The sequence below is a fragment of the Leptolyngbya sp. NK1-12 genome (assembly GCF_032598965.1).
Taxonomy (GTDB): domain Bacteria; phylum Cyanobacteriota; class Cyanobacteriia; order Elainellales; family Elainellaceae; genus Elainella.
In genome coordinates, this window is record NZ_CP053587.1 from 491,877 (window position 1) to 510,249 (window position 18,373).

The following is an 18,373-nucleotide window of genomic DNA, read 5'->3' on the forward strand; positions in this document are numbered from 1 at the left end:
ATCGTGAGGGCGTGAAACTCTACCTCTGAAGCATACACCCAAGTATTTCTCTAAGCCAAAACTTCCCCTAACGCAAATAGGCTGGCGGCGTCGAGGTGGTGATCAGGGGCAGTGTTACGGTAAAGGTGGCTCCTTGGTTTTCGCCCGGACTCTCGACCCGAATTTCGCCTCCGTGTAGTTCCACCAACTGCTGCACAATCGCTAGTCCCAAGCCTAGGCCGCCGTGCTTACGAGTGGTGGAGCTATCGGCCTGACGGAAGTAGTCGAAAATATAGGGCAGGACCTCGGCTCGAATCCCTTGGCCTGTATCGCTGACTCGGATCTCTGCCTGATCCTGGTTCTGCTCCAAGTGAATCTCAACTCGGCCTCCGGCAGGGGTGAACTTGACCGCATTTGCCAGCAGATTTTCCACGATTTGCTTGAGACGGTCGCTATCCCCTAGGACGGCACCAATGGCATCGGCGCAATGGGCTGTTATTTGAATCGACTTGGCTGTTGCTTCAGATTGCACGGTTTGGAGTGCGGCTTGAATCACCGCAGTTAAATCGACTGGCTGTTGATTCAGCAGCAGCTTGCCCCGCATCAGCCGAGAAATGTCGAGCAGGTTCTCGATCAGTTGAGTTTGCAGTCTGGCATTGCGCGCGATGGTTTCTAAGGCGCGATTGGTGACGGTTTCGTTGAATTGGCGCGCTCGCAGAGCCTCGGCCCAACCCAGAATCGAGTTGAGGGGCGTGCGCAGCTCGTGGGAGACAATGGCTAAAAATTCGTCCTTCAGCCGATTGGCCTGTTCCAGCTCCTCGGCCTGCCGTTGAAGGGCATTGAGGGCAATCTGAAGTTCCCGGCGACGCAGACTAACTTCCTCGACCAAGGCTTCCAAATTGTGGCTTTGGCTAGCCAGTTCCTGTTGCAGCAAATCGCGGACTCGCTTTAGCGCCACCAAGTTACCAATCCGGGCCTTTAGTTCTTCCACCGAAAATGGCTTCATCAGGTAGTCTTGTGCCCCTTGCCGCAACAGTTGCACCCGCAATTCATCGTCGGTCTTGGCCGTCAGTATCACTATGGGGGTATGGTTTAATTCGGGATGGGTGCGGAGTTGCTGAACCATCTGCTCACCGCTGAGCTGGGGCATCATCACATCACTGACAATCAGGTCGGGTTGCAGGGCAATGGCTTGCTCGAGGCCAGCTTGTCCGTTGGTGGCGGTGGCGGTGCGATACTCGCTGGCTAGGGTCATCGTGATGAATTGCTGCATCTCTAGGTTGTCTTCAACCACCAAAACCAGCGGTTTGCTAGTGGGCGGCTCCTGGCTGTGTGGCTCGGTTGCACGCACGGTAAGTTCTTCAACGAGCAGGTCGGCCATTTCGGTCGCAGGTCCCCAGTCCCCGGCTGAGGTGGTCATGGTAATGCCAGTGATGCCAGCGGGTGGTTGCAGCGGTAGCTCCACGGTAAAGCAGGCACCACCAATTGGCGCATCGTTCACCGTAATCGTGCCGCCCTGGAGTTCAACAAATTCCTTGGCAATCGCTAACCCCAAACCCGTCCCTCCAAAGCGACGAGTGGTTCCCCCTTCGCCCTGACTAAACCGTTCAAAGATGGTTTCCCGAAGTTCTATCGGCACTCCCGGACCACTATCTTCAACAGTGAGTATGGCTAGGTTAGAGGATGGGGCTGAATTTAGCCTGCAGCAAATGGTGCCGCCATCGGGAGTAAATTTGAAAGCATTGGATAGCAGGTTGAGCAACACGCGCTGAAGTTTAGCTGCATCTGCTTGGGCCAACAGCGACTCTGGTACTTCCAGTCTAAAGTCAAGCTGCTTTTCCTGGGCCAATCCATCGAAATTAGCGGCTGTGAGGCACACCAGTTGAGCTAGGTCAATTTGCTGGTAGTCTAGCGTCATCTTGCCTGCTTCTAGCTTAGAGACATCGAGCAGGTCATTTACCTGCTTTAGCAACAGGCGGGCATTGCGTTTGATCAGTTCTAGAGCCTGCTGGTGCTCTGGAGGCAGTCCTGCTTGGTGCAGCAGCTTGTCCACCGGACCGAGAATCAAGGTTAACGGCGTTCGCAACTCATGGCTGACATTGGCAAAAAACTGAGTCTTGAGCTGGTCTACTTCTTGGAGTTGAGTGTTTAGGGTAGCAAGCTTGTGATTGGCCGCTTCTAAATGCCGCCGCCGTTCTTCCGAAAGTTTGGCTGCTTCTACCAAGTTCAGTGCTTTGGGTACTAAGGCCGGCAAGACCACCGCCGTAGCCACCGAGGCCACCGCCGTGACCACCTTCAAGGCTCCAGACAACCAGTAGGTCGGATACCACAAGGTCCACACCTCCATGAAGTGGGTACTGCCACAGGCGACAATGAAGGTGCCAAAGGCCAAAAACATCCAGTGAAACGGAATTTCTCGGCGAGTGCGGTAGACTAGGTAGGCCAGCGTTGCCGAGATTGCCACATAGGCCAGGGCAATCAAGGAGTCAGAAATTACATGCAGCCATACCAGTTCCGGCTTCCAGAGGTAACAATGCCCGTGCGGCATAAAGCCGTTTGCGCTCAGCAGCAGATTCCACCAATCTGAAAACGCCATCAGCAGAGCAAGAGTAATGCCAAACACTCCTGCCCCCAAGCCCAAGTCTCGTTGGTTAATCCCAATCATCGCGTTTGCAATTATCAGCCAAATTCAGTTTAGTCTGTAACTATTTTGACTGGTAACGGCAAGATTGGCTTCATCTGAATTGATAGTTGATTGTAAAGGGGGCAAGGGGAGCCTATCATAGCCGTCAGCAACACCCAGATAGCTTCACTGCTTCTCCTAGCGAGAACCACCTGGAGATCTTCTGATTATGATCGGATGCTGGTCAGTATTATTAGCCAATATTTGCTGAGCCGTCAGCACTAAATCAGTTACAGGCTGCAAAGATTGGGGCTGAATCAGCAATCCCTTTCGTAGCTGACAGCTCGACAAAGACAAAACTGTGGGCAACAGTAGCACTACAAGTAATACCCCATTAAACAGACGCATGGGAATTCTCCTTTGTGTGACGATTTACAGCAACTCAAACGGCAGCTAAAACAGCAGCTAAAACACCAGCTAGAACAGGATTTCTGCTTTGTTTCAGCTCAAGCGGCTATGATTGTGGCAAGCAAAATTAATGAATGAGAAGAAACCTACTGGAGTTTTGATAATTCATCAAACTCTGGAGTGAAATCAGTTCGGGAACGAAAATGGTAACTAAATATCGCAATCAATAAGAACAGTAAATTGAATGCACTGTGAGGAATCGATTTACATTCATACAGTACCGAACAAAAAGCTCATATTGTCTTAGGAATTTCAAGACAATTGAATAATTTAATTCAAAACGATCAGGTTTCTAATTCAAGAAATTGAAAAAATTCATTTTCTTGAATTTTCAAATATTTATACGTTACGATTTCTGTTTTGAATTTCTCAGATCTTTTCTAACTAGAGAAACTCAAGCTATGCTGCTAATAGCAGAGCTGACTTTAGCAAGCTATGAATTCCACAGAAATATCAGAATTGATTCAAGTTGCCGATGCCCAGATCCATGCCAAGCAAGGTAGATCTCTGACGCTCCAGCAAAAAGAAATCCTGCGGCAGGCTCTAGGGGGAAAACGGCTGAAGCACATTACGATTGAAGGATATTCTGATTTGACTGTGCAGCAGCTCTATTGCCCAGAACTTTGGAAACTGCTTTCAGAAGCGACTAATCAAAAAGTCAGCATCAGAACCGTTGCTCTAGTGCTGAGGAACTTGAAAGAACAATCCGCTGGGTTAGAGCCTAGTGCGGCTGAGCTTACAGCCCATTCGTTACCTACTGAGGTTTTCCCCGCTCATTCTTCAACTCCTTCCACCCGTGATTCCGCCCATCAGTCCGCAGAGGTTCCTCCAGCTTGTTCTTCTACCAAGCCCTCCAATCCAGCCTCCTCCCGAGTTCGCCACAACTTGCCCACCCCTACCTATAGTCGATTTGTGGGGCGAGAATCCGAAATTGCGAAACTGCTAGAGCTACTCTCACCTCGACACGGTGCCCATTTGATCAGCATTGATGGCATTGGCGGCGTTGGTAAAACTAGCCTAGTCGTCGAAGTCGCCTATCGCTGTTTGCAAGCCAGCCAAAATCTCGACGAAACTTTCCAAGGCTTTCCCAGCTTTGATGTCATCATTTTCACCTCGGCCAAACAGCACCTGCTCACATGCTTCAGTCTGCTGCCCCGCATCAGCAAACCCCATCGCACGCTGCAAGACATCTTTCGGCAAATTGCTCGCACACTAGGTAATATCGAAATCACTGGCATTAATCTGGAAGATCAGATCGAGCGGTTGCAAGATGCCCTATCGACCGTCAGGACGCTACTGATCGTTGATAACTTAGAAACCGTTGAGAATCAACAGGATGTTTTATCTTTCCTGTATCACGATCTGCCCCCCACTGTGAAAGCGGTCATTACAACCCGCAGGCAAGGCGTCTTCGTACCACTGCGGCTATCGGCCCTATCCGCATCAGAAGCATTGCAGCTCATTCAGCATGAGGCAGACGAAAAAGGCGTGCATCTAACTCAAGACGAATGCGAGATCTTGTACCAGCGCACGAGCGGAATTCCGGTTGCAATCTACTATGCCATCGGTCAAATGGTGAGCTGCTATTCGGTGCAATATGTCCTGGAACAACTCTCTCAGGCTAGCAATGACGTAACTCGTTTTTGTTTTGAGCACTCTGTTGCGCTTGTGCGACAGCAGCCAGCTCATTTTATTTTGATGGCTTTGACTTTTTTTGCTTCACCGATCCAGCGACAAACCCTGCTAGAGGTAGCACTGTCGCAGGAAAATGCAACAGCGGCTTCTAGTCATGCAGAAGAACCATTTGCCCAACTCCAAGAGCTATCGCTCGTGTTGCAGTCTCAGGACGGCTATAGTCTGTTGCCCCTGACCCGTGAGTATGTAATGGCTGAATTGCCAGCTTATCCAGAATTTGAGCAGGCCGCACGCGAGCGCTGGGTCAACTGGTGCCTCAAGCTGGTACAACGCTATGGTGGGCAGAGCCGCTTTGACTGGCAGACGCAAAATGATGTTTTAGAAGCAGAATGGTCAAACATTCAAACCGTGCTGGATTGGTGCCTGCATCAAGAACGGTACGAGGATCTATGTAAATTCTGGCAGTATTTGGATGCTCATATCTATTTACAAGGATCTCGTCAAGATCGGCTGAAGTGTTGGGGTGAGCAGTTGGAATGGATGGACTGGCTGATCCAAATGGCAAAATCGCGAGATCCGGCCCTTGCGATCAAAATCATGGCTAGTCGCGGTTGGATTTACACAACGATCGGACAACCTGATGGATTGGCAGAAGCTGAGCGGCTCTACACAGAAGCATGGTCGCTTAATCAAACCCTTGCCCAGAGTCTCGATCAACAGCAGCGCAGTTTGGATCTGGCCGTGAATCTGCTGGTGCTACGAGTTCATCAAGGCCAGACAGAAATGCAGCCTTGGCTCGATCATGCCCTGATGCTGCTAAAGCAGGATAGCATCCCCGAGTCTAAACGCGCTCTACACCTGAGTCGGATTCGCTATTACCAAGGTAGAGCCAGCTTCACACTGGGAGACTATGCTCAGTCGGAGACATACTTTCTAGAAGCTGTAAAATCTGCCCAAGCCATTAACTGGCAGAAAGTGATTCATCGTTCTCGTAATTGGTTGGCCGATATCGCGACCCATCGCGGAGATTATGCAACGGCTGCCCAGATCCTGCAGGAAGAATGCCGTAGTGCTGAAGTGAGTCACGACATCTATCAAAGCGCTTGCTGTCAGCAATCCCTGGCTCAATTGGCACAGATTCAAAACCAGCCAGAAGACGCCCGCCGATGGGCCTTGCAAGCATTAGATAATTTCGAAAAATTAAGCATGGATGCAGAAGCGGATGCTATCAGGACACTGCTACAAACCCTAGCTAACAGTGCTCCCTCGCCAGTGTAGGTTGCCCAGATCAAAACGACTGCCCAGATTAAACCGCCAATTGCACCACACAATTAGCAGGCTTGAGTGCATTCAGGCTAGCCCAGTTGAAATGCTGTTGAATCAGCGCTTTTGTGTAATTAAACCGCTCCAACCAGGAGCAACGATCTGCCTCTCCGCGTGTACCAAATCCATTCTCGTGGAGCAAATCAGCACCAAACAGGATTTGACAGTCCCGAACATACTGGTCTGTTTCCAAATGGGCATGCAGAACTGAGTCGGTTTCGCGATCAGGCACAAATTCTTGATCGGGATACTGTTGAATGAGAAACAAAAACTGCTGGTACCGCACCATTGCCTGCTCAATTTGCTGATCGCTCCAACCCTCGGTTTGAGAAAGCCGTTGAGCAACGGGGCCTAGATCTACTTGTGCTAGCTTGTGAGAAAATTGAGTATATTCTGCAAATCCAGTTGGAGTAGAGTTCATAAGGCTTTCCCTGTGTGATGTGTTTCGATGTTTTCATCAAAACTCTGGACTCATTTTGATGCAAGCCTCACTTAAGCCTCAGTCAACTCGTTGATTGGCTCTTAGATCAGCCTCAGATCATCTTCAGCCACTGCCAACATGCTCAGAGGATGATTAAAAAATGATGGGCTGTGAGTTTAGGCTTCTACGGCTCTCGCCTATCCTCCTTTTCTGCGAGCCTACCAACGTTACAGCAACTCCACGATTCATACCTCTATTCACCTCTACTCAGCAACGCCATCAGGAAACGATTGCAGTCTGACTGTAGTTAAGGCCAATCTGTTGACATTGCGGCAGGAGACTATAAACTGATTGACTAAAAGCTTGATTAAAACTGGCTAAAAGCAAATCATGCATGCAGGCCAGATCAAGGCCAAAAAATTAAGACTAAAATAAGTGAGTTCTGACCTGTTTGACTGTAGGGCAATTGCCCAGTCAACGTCTGCGAAAAGGAATATTCATGAAAGTATCTTTTATATCAATCTAATTGTTTTAACTACTGAATAGCTAGTTAAGAGTTAGTCAAAGGCAGGGTGATGATGAACAAGCAGGAAAGGAATAGAAACAGCATTCCAGCCTCCACTGACGGACTTGAGCGGATCAAGGCTGAGATGGCAAAGCGAGGATGGCGACGAGAAGATTTAGTCGAACAGGCGCAAGTCTCTAAGGCAACGGTTGATCGGTTTTTTGCAATGAAGAATGTGGATGCTTCAACCGTTGAATCCATCGCCGAGGTATTGGATTTATCGATGGAAACAATTGTGGACGCCAACGTTATCGCCCCACCAGCCAGCTACGAATTTTATATTCGCCGCACTGAAGAAGAAGCTCGGTGCTATGCCGCCTTACAGAAGCCAGGAGCAATTGTGCGAGTCAAGGGGCCGCAGTTGATGGGCAAAACCCTATTCCTAAATGAAGTACTTACCAAACTCAGCCAGCGCATTGATTTCCGCAAGGTGGAACTAGACATTGATCGACAGGTGCTCACTAATACAGAAGCTTTCTTCAAATGGCTCTGTGTGTCGGTCAGTATTGAACTAGATTTGCCGGTCAAGCTCGATGTCTACTGGTTAGATGAGCTAACGCCCAGCCAAAAGATTACTAATTATTTTCAAAAATATGTGCTGACGGAAATGGCTAACCTGAATAGCTCCTTACTGCTGGTTCTAGACCGGGTGGACCATATTTTTGAGAATCTCGATATTATGGACGAGTTTCGTGCTCTGCTGCGGAGCTGGGGTGACAAAGTAATCAAAGGCAGTACAGCCAGCCAAAAAATCTGGAGCCACTTTCGGCTAGTCACAGTTTATTCAACCGATATTTATGGGCTATCGAGTGACATCGATTACTCGCCTTTCACCTCGATTGGTACTGACGTTGAACTGTCAGAGTTTGATAACAACCAAATCGAGGAACTGGCCAGACGATACCGATTACGCTGGGAAAGCAATTATACCGACGAACTGGTGAAACTGGTGGGAGGGCATCCCTACTTGGTGGATACCGCCTTTCTCTACATCAAGCATCAAAAAAAAGAAACAGACAAGGTGCTGAAACGCATCACGGAAACTGCTTGCACTCAAATTGGCATCTATACGAATCATCTGCTACAAATTACCACAGCTCTGGAAAGCTGCGCCGAATTAAAATCTCAATTTAAAGAGATTGTTACGGTTAATGAAGCAATGCCCATCGCAGCAGTTGATGCCTTTAAGCTATACAGCATGGGCTTAATCCGTCTGATTGACGCCTCTGAAAATGTTGCAGCGCCGCGATGTCATCTCTATCAACGATATTTTTATAACTATTTCAAGCGTCAGATCTAGATGGGGACGGGTAGATGGGCTTCGCCGTGAGCGGCTCAGCCGAACGGTAAATGGGTAGATGGGTAGATGGCAGCTTTGTAGCAGTTGGGTGGATGGTAGACAGAGCGATGTTTATTATAAAGTGCTCTAGTTAGTAACCTTAGAATTTAGAATCGGCAGATTATTTATTCCCTATGGTTGGAATCAGTACAGATGCTAGAACCAGATACTGAGAGCTTTAACCCATATTATGAGTACCAGGTCGGGGGCACCCTTGACCCTAATCATCCAACCTATGTGGAACGCGCCGCCGATCAAAAGTTGTATAGTCTGTTGAAAGCAGGTGAATTTTGCTACGTCCTCAACTCGCGGCAAATGGGAAAATCCAGCCTGGTGGTACGGACGAGAAAGAAGTTAGAAGCCGAAGGGGTTTTGTTTGCCTTTATTGACATGTCCTCGGTTGGGGCCGAAGTTAAGTCATTAGACCAATGGTACACAACAATACTGGACAACTTTAAGGAGAGCTTTGAGCTAGCCGAGATTAGCCTATCGGCCTGGTGGCAACAGCATGATCACCTCACGCCCTCCGCTCGGCTGGGGAAGTTCATTGAAACCTTCTTGTTGACCCGATTTCCAGACCGCAAGCTGATTATTGTAATTGATGAAATTGATTACATTCTAAAACTTAAACTGAAGTTGAAAAAAGAATCCATTGATGATTTATCAACCGATGATTTTTTTGCCTTCATTCGCAGTTGCTACAACCAGCGTACTAGTAATCGAGACTACGAGCGACTGACTTTTGTACTGATCGGTGTGGCAACGCCTTACGATTTAATTTCTAACGTAGACTGTACTCCATTTAATATTGGTCAAGAGATCAAGCTCTACGGTTTTAGTCAAGCAGAGGCGAAACCATTAGAATCTGGAATCGGTACGGTTGCAGATCGACCAGATTGGGTATTGAAGGAGATTTTGGATTGGACCGGCGGCCAACCGTTTCTGACCCAGAAGCTGTGTAATTTGGTATCTAAAAAGCAGCATAAAATTATTGCCGGTCAAGAAAAATCGGCTATTGATACGCTGGTGCGTTCAGAAATTATTCAGAACTGGAGTCAGAAAGATCAACCCGCTCACTTTGGTGTGATTCGTGACCGCATTCTCAAAAGTAGACGGTCGCCCAGCCACCTGCTGAACCTGTATCAGCAAATTTTAGAGCGGGGGGAAATCATCGAGAATCGAGAAGATTTGGAGCATCTGGAGCTAAAGCTATCGGGGTTAGTGATCGAACGCGAGGGAGCTTTACGGGTTTATAACCCAATCTATCAAGAGATTTTTAATCAACAGTGGATTGAGCAAGAGCTGGCAAAACTGCGCCCCTACAGTGAAGCGATCAAAGCCTGGGTCAAGTCAGGTTACACAGATGAATCACGGCTGCTGTATGGTCAAGCGCTGCAGGACGCTCTAGCTTGGGCTGAGAGCCAACGGTTAAGTAAAGCAGAACTCAGTGAAGAAGATCAACACTTCCTGGAAGCAAGCCGCACCCTAGAACAAATTTCCGAAGCAAAACCGGAAGTGATCCCGATTCTCAAGGCATTTTTGCCAAAGCTAAACCAGATCACCAGCCAACCCTCCCAGCTCATTCGGGCGATTCGCACCTGGGTTGGTTCCCAACCGGTTCTAACCGAGCTGCTGTGCCAGGACTTGCTCAAAGCTTACCAACAGCAACCGATTGCAGATGCAGATGCAGCAGCCGTTGCCACCCTGATCCAAACCGAATGGCTGCAAAAACAAACCCAACCGGCAGTATTAGACCACCTGAAGCAAATCCAGGTGGCGCTGCGGGCAGAAGACGACAAGTTTGTAGCGCTGCTGGAGCTGTATCGCAGAATTGGGCAGGGGCAAGTTCCCCCTACAGAACACCCACCGGGGTTAAACCTGCTGGAAGATCTAGGCTTAGTCGAAAAACATCAGGTCGCTAATCGCCTCTATGCCGAAGTATTCAGTCCCGAATGGGTGGCTCAAGAGCTGGAAGAAAGCAGCCAACGCCGCACAATTGCTGGACGCTTCCGTGAGATCGAAAAGCTCAAAACCAGAGATACCTGTCATATCTATCGGGTAGCTGACAAACACCTAAAAAATAAATCTTGCTTGCTGCGAGAATACATTCCTGTATCTAACGATGCCGAAACTCTAGAGCAGGCCCGCCACGAAATTGATCGCATTTTTCGCGATCTGGAAAAACTGAAGGGCCATGACCAGATTCCGGAGGTGTTGGCAATCGAAGATGACGGAAAGTTCTACATCACCCAGGAATTTATTGAAGGCGACAATCTCGATCAGGAAATTCAGCCAGGGCAGCCCTGGGATGAACCGAAAGTCGTCGATCTGCTGATCGAAGTTTTGAGCATTCTGGAATTTGTGCATTTGCAAAAACTGGCTCACCTCAATCTCAAACCGTCTAACCTGCGGCGGCGGCGTCAGGATGGCAAGCTGATCCTGATTGATTTTGGTGCCTTCCAATCAATTAATCGCCTATTACAACGCCTCGCAACCCATCCCAAACCAGAGCTGACCGAATCGCCCCAATACGCACCACCAGCTAATATCGCTACTCGCACCGCGGTAAATCAGGACATTTACGCTGTTGGCATGATTGGGATTCAAACCATCACAGGGATTGCCCCAGAAGATTTGAGTGTCGATAAAGTGACTGGCGAAGTGATCTGGCTCTACGAAATTCCGCCCCACCACTCCAAAGCCCAAGTCAGCGACGAACTAGCCAGAATCCTAGCCAAGATGGTGCGCCATCGTCCCGGCAATCCAACCGCCGATCAATATACCAATGTGGCTGAAGTGCTACAGCAGCTCCGCGGTCTTAAGGAATCGGGCCGCCGGGTTGATCCAAAACGCAAATATGATTGGCTCACCGACAAGCGGATCTTGGCCTGGGGAGGCGTGGGCCTAGCGGTGGCTGGGATCGTGGCCGGTATTTTGGGGATGGCGTCTGTCGAACGCCTGAGAGCCGCCCAACGCTCCGTAGAGCAGTGTAATCAGCCAATCACCGTTCAACCGGTCACGTCAGCTACCAATGCCTCTGCTTCAGGGAACGCGGCTGCGGGAAGTTTGATCAATCGCCAAGTGGTGATTGATGCCAATCAGGTAGCTCAGGCTTGTCAACAGGTCTTAGCACGACAGCCTGGAAATCCACAAGCTTTGAAGAATCAGGGCAAGGCCCATCTTTTACTCTGGAAACATGCCGATCTGCTAGGCAATGCAGCCGAAGCTCAGACTAATTTAGATACTGCTTTGAACAACTTTAACCAGGTGATTGAGGCCAATTCGAATCAACCTGATCCGCAAGCGTTGTTCTATCAGGGGTTAGCGCTATCGGCCCAAGGCGATGAAAAATCCGTTGCAGCGGCTGAACAGGCATACGAACAGTCAATTGTGCAGTACACAACAGCCAGTACAGTACAACCAGAAGACTTTCCAATTCTGGCCCAGTTGATTGCCTTCCTAGTTGAGGAAAAAGATGGCAAAATCGTGTCTAACCAGAAATACAATCAGGCCCAAACCCTCTTTAATAAAGCAGATGCATTGATACAGCATCCTGATTTAAAAAATAAGATCTATACTGAAAATCTGATTTACAATCGTGGCTCTCTCTATGCTAGAACTCAAACGTTGCAAGAAGCGTTGAACCTGTATGGTGAAGTGCCGATGAGATCTAAGCAGATTGAGGTGTTGACATTGAGAAGCAAAGGTTTTGTACACCTACTGCAAAACGACTTTGACAATGCAGCAGATGCATTTCAGCAGGCGTTAAAAGTTGGTGCCGATCCGCTGGTTTCCGAATACTTGAACCGAGCGAACACCTGCCGCTCCAATCCGACGAATCAAGCCGCCTGTAGTTTCTCTTCGGCTCAATTTAGACCCATCTTTGCACAGATCTTTCCGATTCGGCGCGTCTACCGATGCAAAGATTATCCGGTTCTGAGTGTTGTAGATAATCTCAGCCAATCTGTCTGCCAGCCATAAGCTTGGTTAGTGATAGAACGCAGCTTTCACTAAACCCGCCTGCGCGGAGTACTGCGCCTGTTCACGGGTTGATCAGAAATATTGCGCGGTCATTGATTAACAGGCTGGAACAAAGTGATGAATATAAATTAAACACCAACCCTGATTTACTTTTAGCGGTTGGCCAATTAAGTGATTAAATAAGTAGCTGGCTGAACTTCTGGGTTGAACGATCAATAAAGGCTGGATCTCATTCGGCAGATCAGCTCGGATAAACGCCTCTTTCCATCCTTTTGATTGAACCTGGTCGGACATCGCATAGGTTTGAAACAGGGATTGGAACGATCTCGGTTGGTCCTTAATTTGTTCACAGGCTAACTGAGCCTCTACCCGATCGGTAAAGATCAGCCGAGAGAGCACAAAATAGTCAAACTGGTGCTTTCTGGCCTCAAATTTGGCTTTGATATGTTTATGTTTGTCAATGTGACTACAAAACTTCTTCATAGAAATAATAATTCGAATGCGCTCCATGAACGAATCGTAGTCATCATCGTTTGTCTCTAACCATCGCTCAAATTGCTCTGCACTCGTGAGTTTACTCACCTCGCTGAATTGGTTCAGATAATCTTCCACTTCCTCAGAGCTGGGTGTTAACTCAAGATACATCTGTAGGAGTTGCTCTAAAGTGATCGGTTGATCCGCTAGGCTTGGAATATCTGACATAAGGTAGGCTCCCCACATTGGTTGATTCCTATGTCTTGATCAAATCTCTAGACTCACTTTGCGGCAAGCCTCACTTAAGCCTCACTTAAGCTCACTTAAGCCTCAGTTACAGCAGCAACAGCAAGAAATGGCGGAATATCAAGGCTGCAAAACCTGCATTGGCCGAATTATTAGTAATGGGCTGACGCAAATCGAAGGATGACCACCGTCGGCTGTGCGGTTGGAGTGGCAGTTTATATTTTGGCATTGGAGGTGATTGCGCCTCGTCACTCGGCCTTGCCCTTGATTGCAGTGCAATTAGTCACGATGGCCGTTCTGGGATTGACTTTCTCTACCTCGGAACTAATCGAGCAGATGGCAGCGATTGCGAATCAGTTCAATAGTCTTCTCTACTTGAGTCTGATCGTAACAGCAACCCCGATCTGGACACAAGCGGTGGCTCAACGGTGGGTTGCAGCTCATGAAGCTGCTTTGCTTTATACGCTTGAACCGATTTTTGCCTCAATTTTTTCGTTCTGGTTTCTGGGAGAAAGCTTTAGTTGGCGGGGCATAATTGGTGCTGGGTTGGTGCTGGCCGCAACTGTGTTTAGTCAACGGCGTCGCTAAACGACAAACTGTTTGCCACAATCCTTACAGAGATAGCACTGCTTGCCTCGCCGACGCCCATTTTTAGAGATCTGATTCGATTGACAGTGAGGGCAAATCATTACTTTCATTACACGACCCAACTGTGCATCGCCCATATGCGGCTCCAAATACGACACCAATAAGTCTTCAATTTGCTCGGTCAAACGCTGGCGATATGCTTCATCGGGGTTGCGAAGTGCGGCTAAAATTACGGCGTTGCTGCTGTGCACACAAACTTCGGCTAGCAGATAATACTGGTCCTCCGATAGGGACGGATTGCGATGCTTGAGAATTTTGGCCATCAAGGCAATTGCGTCCTGGGTCATGCTTTCATCAATTGACTGAAAAATCTGGCGGGCCAGATAAAACTGCACAAATACTACCCGCGATACAGGTTGTTCAAACAGTTCAGCAACCGAGACAACGAGCCTATGAATCATTTGACGTAGCGGCAGCCGAACTAGGGCCGGAATATCGATCTGTGTCCAAAATCCCTTGACTCGCTCGGTATGGCGTAACTCCATCGCCTTGAAAATCGCTGCTTTATCCGGAAAAAACTGATAGAGTGACCCAATCGCCGTTCCGGCTCTAGCCGCAATCATGTGTGTGGTTGCGGCCTCATAGCCCACCTCATCAAACACCGCCGCCGCCGCATCCAGAATTTTTTCAACTCGTTGCTTACCTCGCTGTTGTTTGGGTTGGCGACGCAAGCTAGTAGAGGTTTGCGGACTTGACGAACGTGAAAGTTCTGTCATATTTTAGAAACACGACGGATTTTTCATAATTTTACTCTGATCTAGCTTTAACGGAGAATGCCATGCAGTCTATGCTTCCAGGTGCACCCTGGCTATTGGCTCATCGGTCGATGCTGAAGCCCAACCAGCCTCGCAAATTTTCCCTCTACGGTATTGACTATGTGATCTGGCAGGATCAAGCGGGAGCGATTCATGCCCTACCGAATGCCTGTCCCCATATGGGGGCAATGCTGTCCGAAGGCTGGTGTGAGGTGCAACCAGACGGCAGCAGCACAGTTGTTTGTCCATTTCACGCGCTGCCATTCGATAACGCCGGATGTACCGTTCTACCCGACTCAAGCAAAAAAACATTACCTCTACTGCAGCCTCTAGAACTGATTGTTCAAGGAGATTTTATCTGGTCCTATGGAGGACATGAACCGAAGATTCCGATTCCCACAGTTCTGAACCAGATCGCAAACAAGTATTCCTTTATCGGCTATACAGCCGATTGCAGCGTTGCAACCGATCTGTTGACCATGCTCTTGATTATGCATGACTATAATCATCAGAACGGTACTCATCGCGACCTATTTCGCATCACTGAAGTCAAATTCCACCGTTTTATCGATCAAGGGCATCATTCCCATGCATTCTACGATATGCCGACTGCACCGTACAGTTTGCTAGAAAAGCTAAGGAAGCCAGATCTATTTCTATTACCGAGCTTAATCAAGGCTCACCTAGAAAATTACTTCCCGTTTCTAGTGATGCTGCACGGGGAAATGCCGATCGGTAGGGCAGTGCAATGTCATTTGTTTGTTCCCGAAGCGGAGAACCGCACCCGGACCTATATTCTGCTGTTTGGTCAAGCAAAACATCCTGCTTTCAATGTATTAGGCCGCAGCTATCTCAATTTTGGTAAGATTGTTGTCGATCAGGATACAGATATTCTCGGTAAACTTTATGCTGATACACCTCAGAAAGTTAAGCTCAATAACGAGGTTGGCATGGATTGGGTACGGCGTAATTTTGCCAGTTTCCCAGAGGTTGTAGAGCCGAATCTTTCTAGATAAATATCATCTAGGTAAGTATTATCTAGGTAAGTCTCATAGAGAGTTGTCCTAAATGTAAGCTGAATCCTCTTCGCGATTTGATTTGTTAAGTTTTCAAAAGATAGTTTTTCTTCAGAAAAGAACGATGCTATAAGCGAGTGAAAGTTTTGTCAGTTGTTCCAGACAGCGATATGGCAGTGGCCAGGAACTTTGTGCTGTGAGAATATTCCCTACTGATAGTTCAACATCGAAAAATCACTGCATTGTACTTTTCTACATTTACCTTAGTTTCACAATTTCATTGCCAATCTTAATTCTAACCAAATCAATTAATGCGGCTCCAGCTCCCGAAAGAGCAGCAACTAATCGGATTACTATAAATAGAACAGACACCACTAATTCCGCGTTCTCGAGGAAAGGATCGAACAAAGTATTCAATCAAATAGCTAATGAAACATCTGGCAATGATCTAGTCATCGCTGACTACAATAAGCAAAACAATCCACCTGAACCCTTACCTTCACCCTCTCCTGCCAATCAAGAACCTGAACCAGCGGTTACGCCACCTGAGTCCCCTGAGTCCCCTGAGTCCCCTGAGTCCTCTGCTCCAGCAGAAAACCAACCTCATATTTGCACCAGCTCCGAGCCAACTCCACCATCTGGGGCTGAAATCTCGATTCAACTCGATGGGATTGAAGTGATAGGCAGCAGCATTTTCGATCGCAATGATATCAGTAATGCGATTCAAGCATTTCAACAAAAGAACAATTTGCCAAACCTGACGCCGCCCCAGATTGCTGATGCCATTACTGAACTGTACTTAAGTCAGGGCTACATCAATTCATTGGCGATTTCGGTTGAGCAAGCAGCGCCTGCCACTGAGACCATCAGAATTCAGGTAATTGAAGGACAAATTGGTCAGATCTTAGTATCTGGCACACGACGTTTAAATCCTAGCTATATTTGCAGCCGCATTCAACTGGGAACAAATGTGCCCCTGAATACGGCTCGGCTAGAGGAGCAGTTGCGGCTACTGCGGGTCGATCCGATTTTTGAAACCGTGGAAGCCAGCCTGCGTCCGGAAGGAATCAGAGGGCAAAGTACCCTACTGATTCGCGTTGAAGAAGCGCCTCCATTTACTGCCAGTGCCAGTGTAGACAACTATTCGCCGCCCAGCGTTGGCTCTGAGCGGGTCGGCATTGATTTGCGTCATCGTAACCTAACCGGCTTGGGAGATGAGTTAGCAGGTTCCTACTATCGCTCCACTACTAGCGGCTCGGAAGTATTTGACTTCAGCTATCGGATTCCGCTCAACGCTATGAACGGTACGATTCAACTCAGGGCAGCCCCTAACCGCAACCGCATCACCGAGGCCGAGTTTGCCGACTTGAACATTGAAGGCTCCCAGCAGCTCTATGAAGCGACGTACCGCCAACCGATCATCCGCTCGTCGAATCAGGAGTTGGCTCTGTCGCTTGGCTTTGCCTATCAAAACGGCCAGACCTTTGTGTTCGATCAGCCGACCCGATTTGGTATCGGGCCAGACGAGAATGGCGTCAGCCGCACTAGCGTGTTTAGCTTCAGTCAGGACTATATTCTGCGCGATCCTGACGGAGCTTGGGCCGCTCGTTCGCAGTTTAGCCTTGGCGTCGATCTATTTGATGCCACGACCAATGAAGCGCCGATTCCGGATGGGCAATTCTTGAGCTGGTTGGGGCAAGTGCAGCGAGCGCAGTTGATTGGCAACGATCATTTAGTGTTGATTTCGGCTGATTTGCAACTTACACCCGATAGTCTGCTGCCCGCGCAACAGTTTGTGATTGGGGGCGGTCAGTCGGTGCGGGGCTATCGGCAAAATGCCCGGTCGGGTGATAATGGCTTGCGGTTTTCGATTGAGGATCGGATTACGGTGAATCGGAATGAGTCGGGTGCACCGGTGATTCAGATTGCGCCTTTTGTGGATGTGGGTTATGTCTGGAATCATCCTGATAATCCGAATCAACTGCTGCCGCAGACATTTCTGGTGGGAGCAGGGCTGGGACTGCTGCTGAATGACCCGTTGGGACTCGATGGCTTCAGCCTCAGGTTAGATTATGGCTTTCCGTTTGTCGATTTGGACGATCGGGAAGACAACGCTCAGGATGATGGATTTTACTTCAGCGTTCGCTATCAGTATTGAGGTTGAATAAACCCCAAAAACACTCCAGTGAAGTGAGTAGAGAGAGAAGTACAAGTTCAAACCTATCTCTCAAATACTCACTAATATATGCTAGAGACATCACCATGACTTACATTTATCGAGGTACAAACAACAGCGATTATTTCAATTACATGGGTACAGATCGTCTAGTAGCTTATGGCTACAGCGGTAACGACAGGATTTTTGGCAATACCCAAAATGATTCAATCTATGGTCACGATGGCAATGATTCGCTCTACGGCTGGACAGGCAATGATTATCTCAGTGGCAGTTCCGGCAACGATTATCTCAGTGGCGGCAGTGGCAATGATTCCCTGTTGGGCGGCAGCGGCAATGATTCGCTCGTCGGTGGATCGGGCAACGATCGTTTAGATGGTTACGCCACGACTGGAGTTGAGTACGACACGCTGGATGGCAGCATAGGTTCAGATACGTTTGTCTTGGGCGGTTCTTGGGGTGTTTCCTATCAGGGTCGCGGTTATGCCACGATCAAAAACTGGGATACCAGCGACTGGATCGAGGTGCGAGGCAGCCGGAGCCAATATTCGCTGCGGTCGGGCAACTGGGGTGGCTCTTCGGCCACAGATATGGGAATTTATTATGGCAGTGATTTGGTCGGTGTCGTTCAAGATACCACTAACGTCAGCATGTCGAGAGATTTCCGGTTTGTCTAGTTCGGTTTGTTTGGCAGCCTAGCCATTTCTCCTGAAGTATGTGAATG

Annotated in this window: 10 protein-coding genes and 2 pseudogenes; 7 read left to right on the top strand and 5 right to left on the bottom strand. The window is 48.5% G+C overall.

Going from position 1 to position 18,373, the window contains the following annotated elements; genetic code table 11:
- Positions 1-67: 67 nt before the first annotated feature.
- The gene (locus HJG54_RS30500; protein ID WP_316436878.1) at positions 68-2,644 is read right to left on the bottom strand and encodes an ATP-binding protein; all 2,577 of its coding nucleotides are present in this window, start codon (positions 2,642-2,644) and stop codon (positions 68-70) included.
- Between the two features lie 861 nt (positions 2,645-3,505).
- Between HJG54_RS30500 and HJG54_RS30505 the strand changes: the two genes are divergently transcribed.
- Complete coding sequence (locus HJG54_RS30505) at positions 3,506-5,983, top strand: NB-ARC domain-containing protein (protein WP_316436879.1); 2,478 nt, start codon at positions 3,506-3,508, stop codon at positions 5,981-5,983.
- 28 nt (positions 5,984-6,011) lie between these two features.
- Here HJG54_RS30505 and HJG54_RS30510 read toward each other — a convergent pair whose 3' ends face one another.
- Positions 6,012-6,449, bottom strand: a complete 438-nt coding sequence (locus tag HJG54_RS30510; RefSeq protein ID WP_316436880.1) for a hypothetical protein — start codon at positions 6,447-6,449, stop codon at positions 6,012-6,014.
- 575 nt (positions 6,450-7,024) lie between these two features.
- Here HJG54_RS30510 and HJG54_RS30515 point away from each other — a divergent pair.
- Both HJG54_RS30515 and HJG54_RS30520 read left to right on the top strand, forming a co-directional pair.
- A complete protein-coding gene (locus HJG54_RS30515) occupies positions 7,025-8,314 on the top strand; it encodes an AAA-like domain-containing protein (protein WP_316436881.1) in 1,290 nt (429 codons plus the stop codon).
- 192 nt (positions 8,315-8,506) lie between these two features.
- Positions 8,507-12,334 (top strand): AAA-like domain-containing protein, encoded by a 3,828-nt coding sequence (locus HJG54_RS30520; RefSeq protein WP_316436882.1) that lies wholly within the window; start codon positions 8,507-8,509, stop codon positions 12,332-12,334.
- A 96-nt stretch (positions 12,335-12,430) separates the two neighbouring features.
- Here HJG54_RS30520 and HJG54_RS30525 read toward each other — a convergent pair whose 3' ends face one another.
- Entirely contained in the window at positions 12,431-13,036 is a 606-nt protein-coding gene (locus HJG54_RS30525) for a hypothetical protein (RefSeq protein ID WP_316436883.1), read from the bottom strand.
- 198 nt (positions 13,037-13,234) lie between these two features.
- Between HJG54_RS30525 and HJG54_RS30530 the strand changes: the two genes are divergently transcribed.
- Complete coding sequence (locus tag HJG54_RS30530) at positions 13,235-13,642, top strand: DMT family transporter (protein WP_316436884.1); 408 nt, start codon at positions 13,235-13,237, stop codon at positions 13,640-13,642.
- On the opposite strand, the pseudogene HJG54_RS30535 reads toward HJG54_RS30530, so the two are convergent.
- Positions 13,642-13,743: pseudogene (locus HJG54_RS30535) on the bottom strand (transposase-like zinc-binding domain-containing protein); the annotation flags it as partial. The gene HJG54_RS30530 and the pseudogene HJG54_RS30535 overlap by 1 nt on opposite strands.
- 57 nt (positions 13,744-13,800) lie before the next feature.
- Positions 13,801-14,418, bottom strand: a pseudogene (locus HJG54_RS30540) (TetR/AcrR family transcriptional regulator); the annotation flags it as partial.
- A gap of 62 nt (positions 14,419-14,480) precedes the next feature.
- Here HJG54_RS30540 and HJG54_RS30545 point away from each other — a divergent pair.
- The 3 genes from HJG54_RS30545 (at position 14,481) to HJG54_RS30555 (ending at position 18,326) form a co-directional block, all read left to right on the top strand.
- Positions 14,481-15,473, top strand: a complete 993-nt coding sequence (locus HJG54_RS30545; RefSeq protein WP_316436885.1) for a Rieske 2Fe-2S domain-containing protein — start codon at positions 14,481-14,483, stop codon at positions 15,471-15,473.
- A gap of 454 nt (positions 15,474-15,927) precedes the next feature.
- Positions 15,928-17,631, top strand: a complete 1,704-nt coding sequence (locus tag HJG54_RS30550; RefSeq protein ID WP_420717441.1) for a ShlB/FhaC/HecB family hemolysin secretion/activation protein — start codon at positions 15,928-15,930, stop codon at positions 17,629-17,631.
- A gap of 104 nt (positions 17,632-17,735) precedes the next feature.
- Positions 17,736-18,326: a calcium-binding protein gene (locus HJG54_RS30555; RefSeq protein WP_316436887.1), complete on the top strand. Its 591-nt coding sequence runs from the start codon at positions 17,736-17,738 to the stop codon at positions 18,324-18,326.
- Positions 18,327-18,373: the final 47 nt, after the last annotated feature.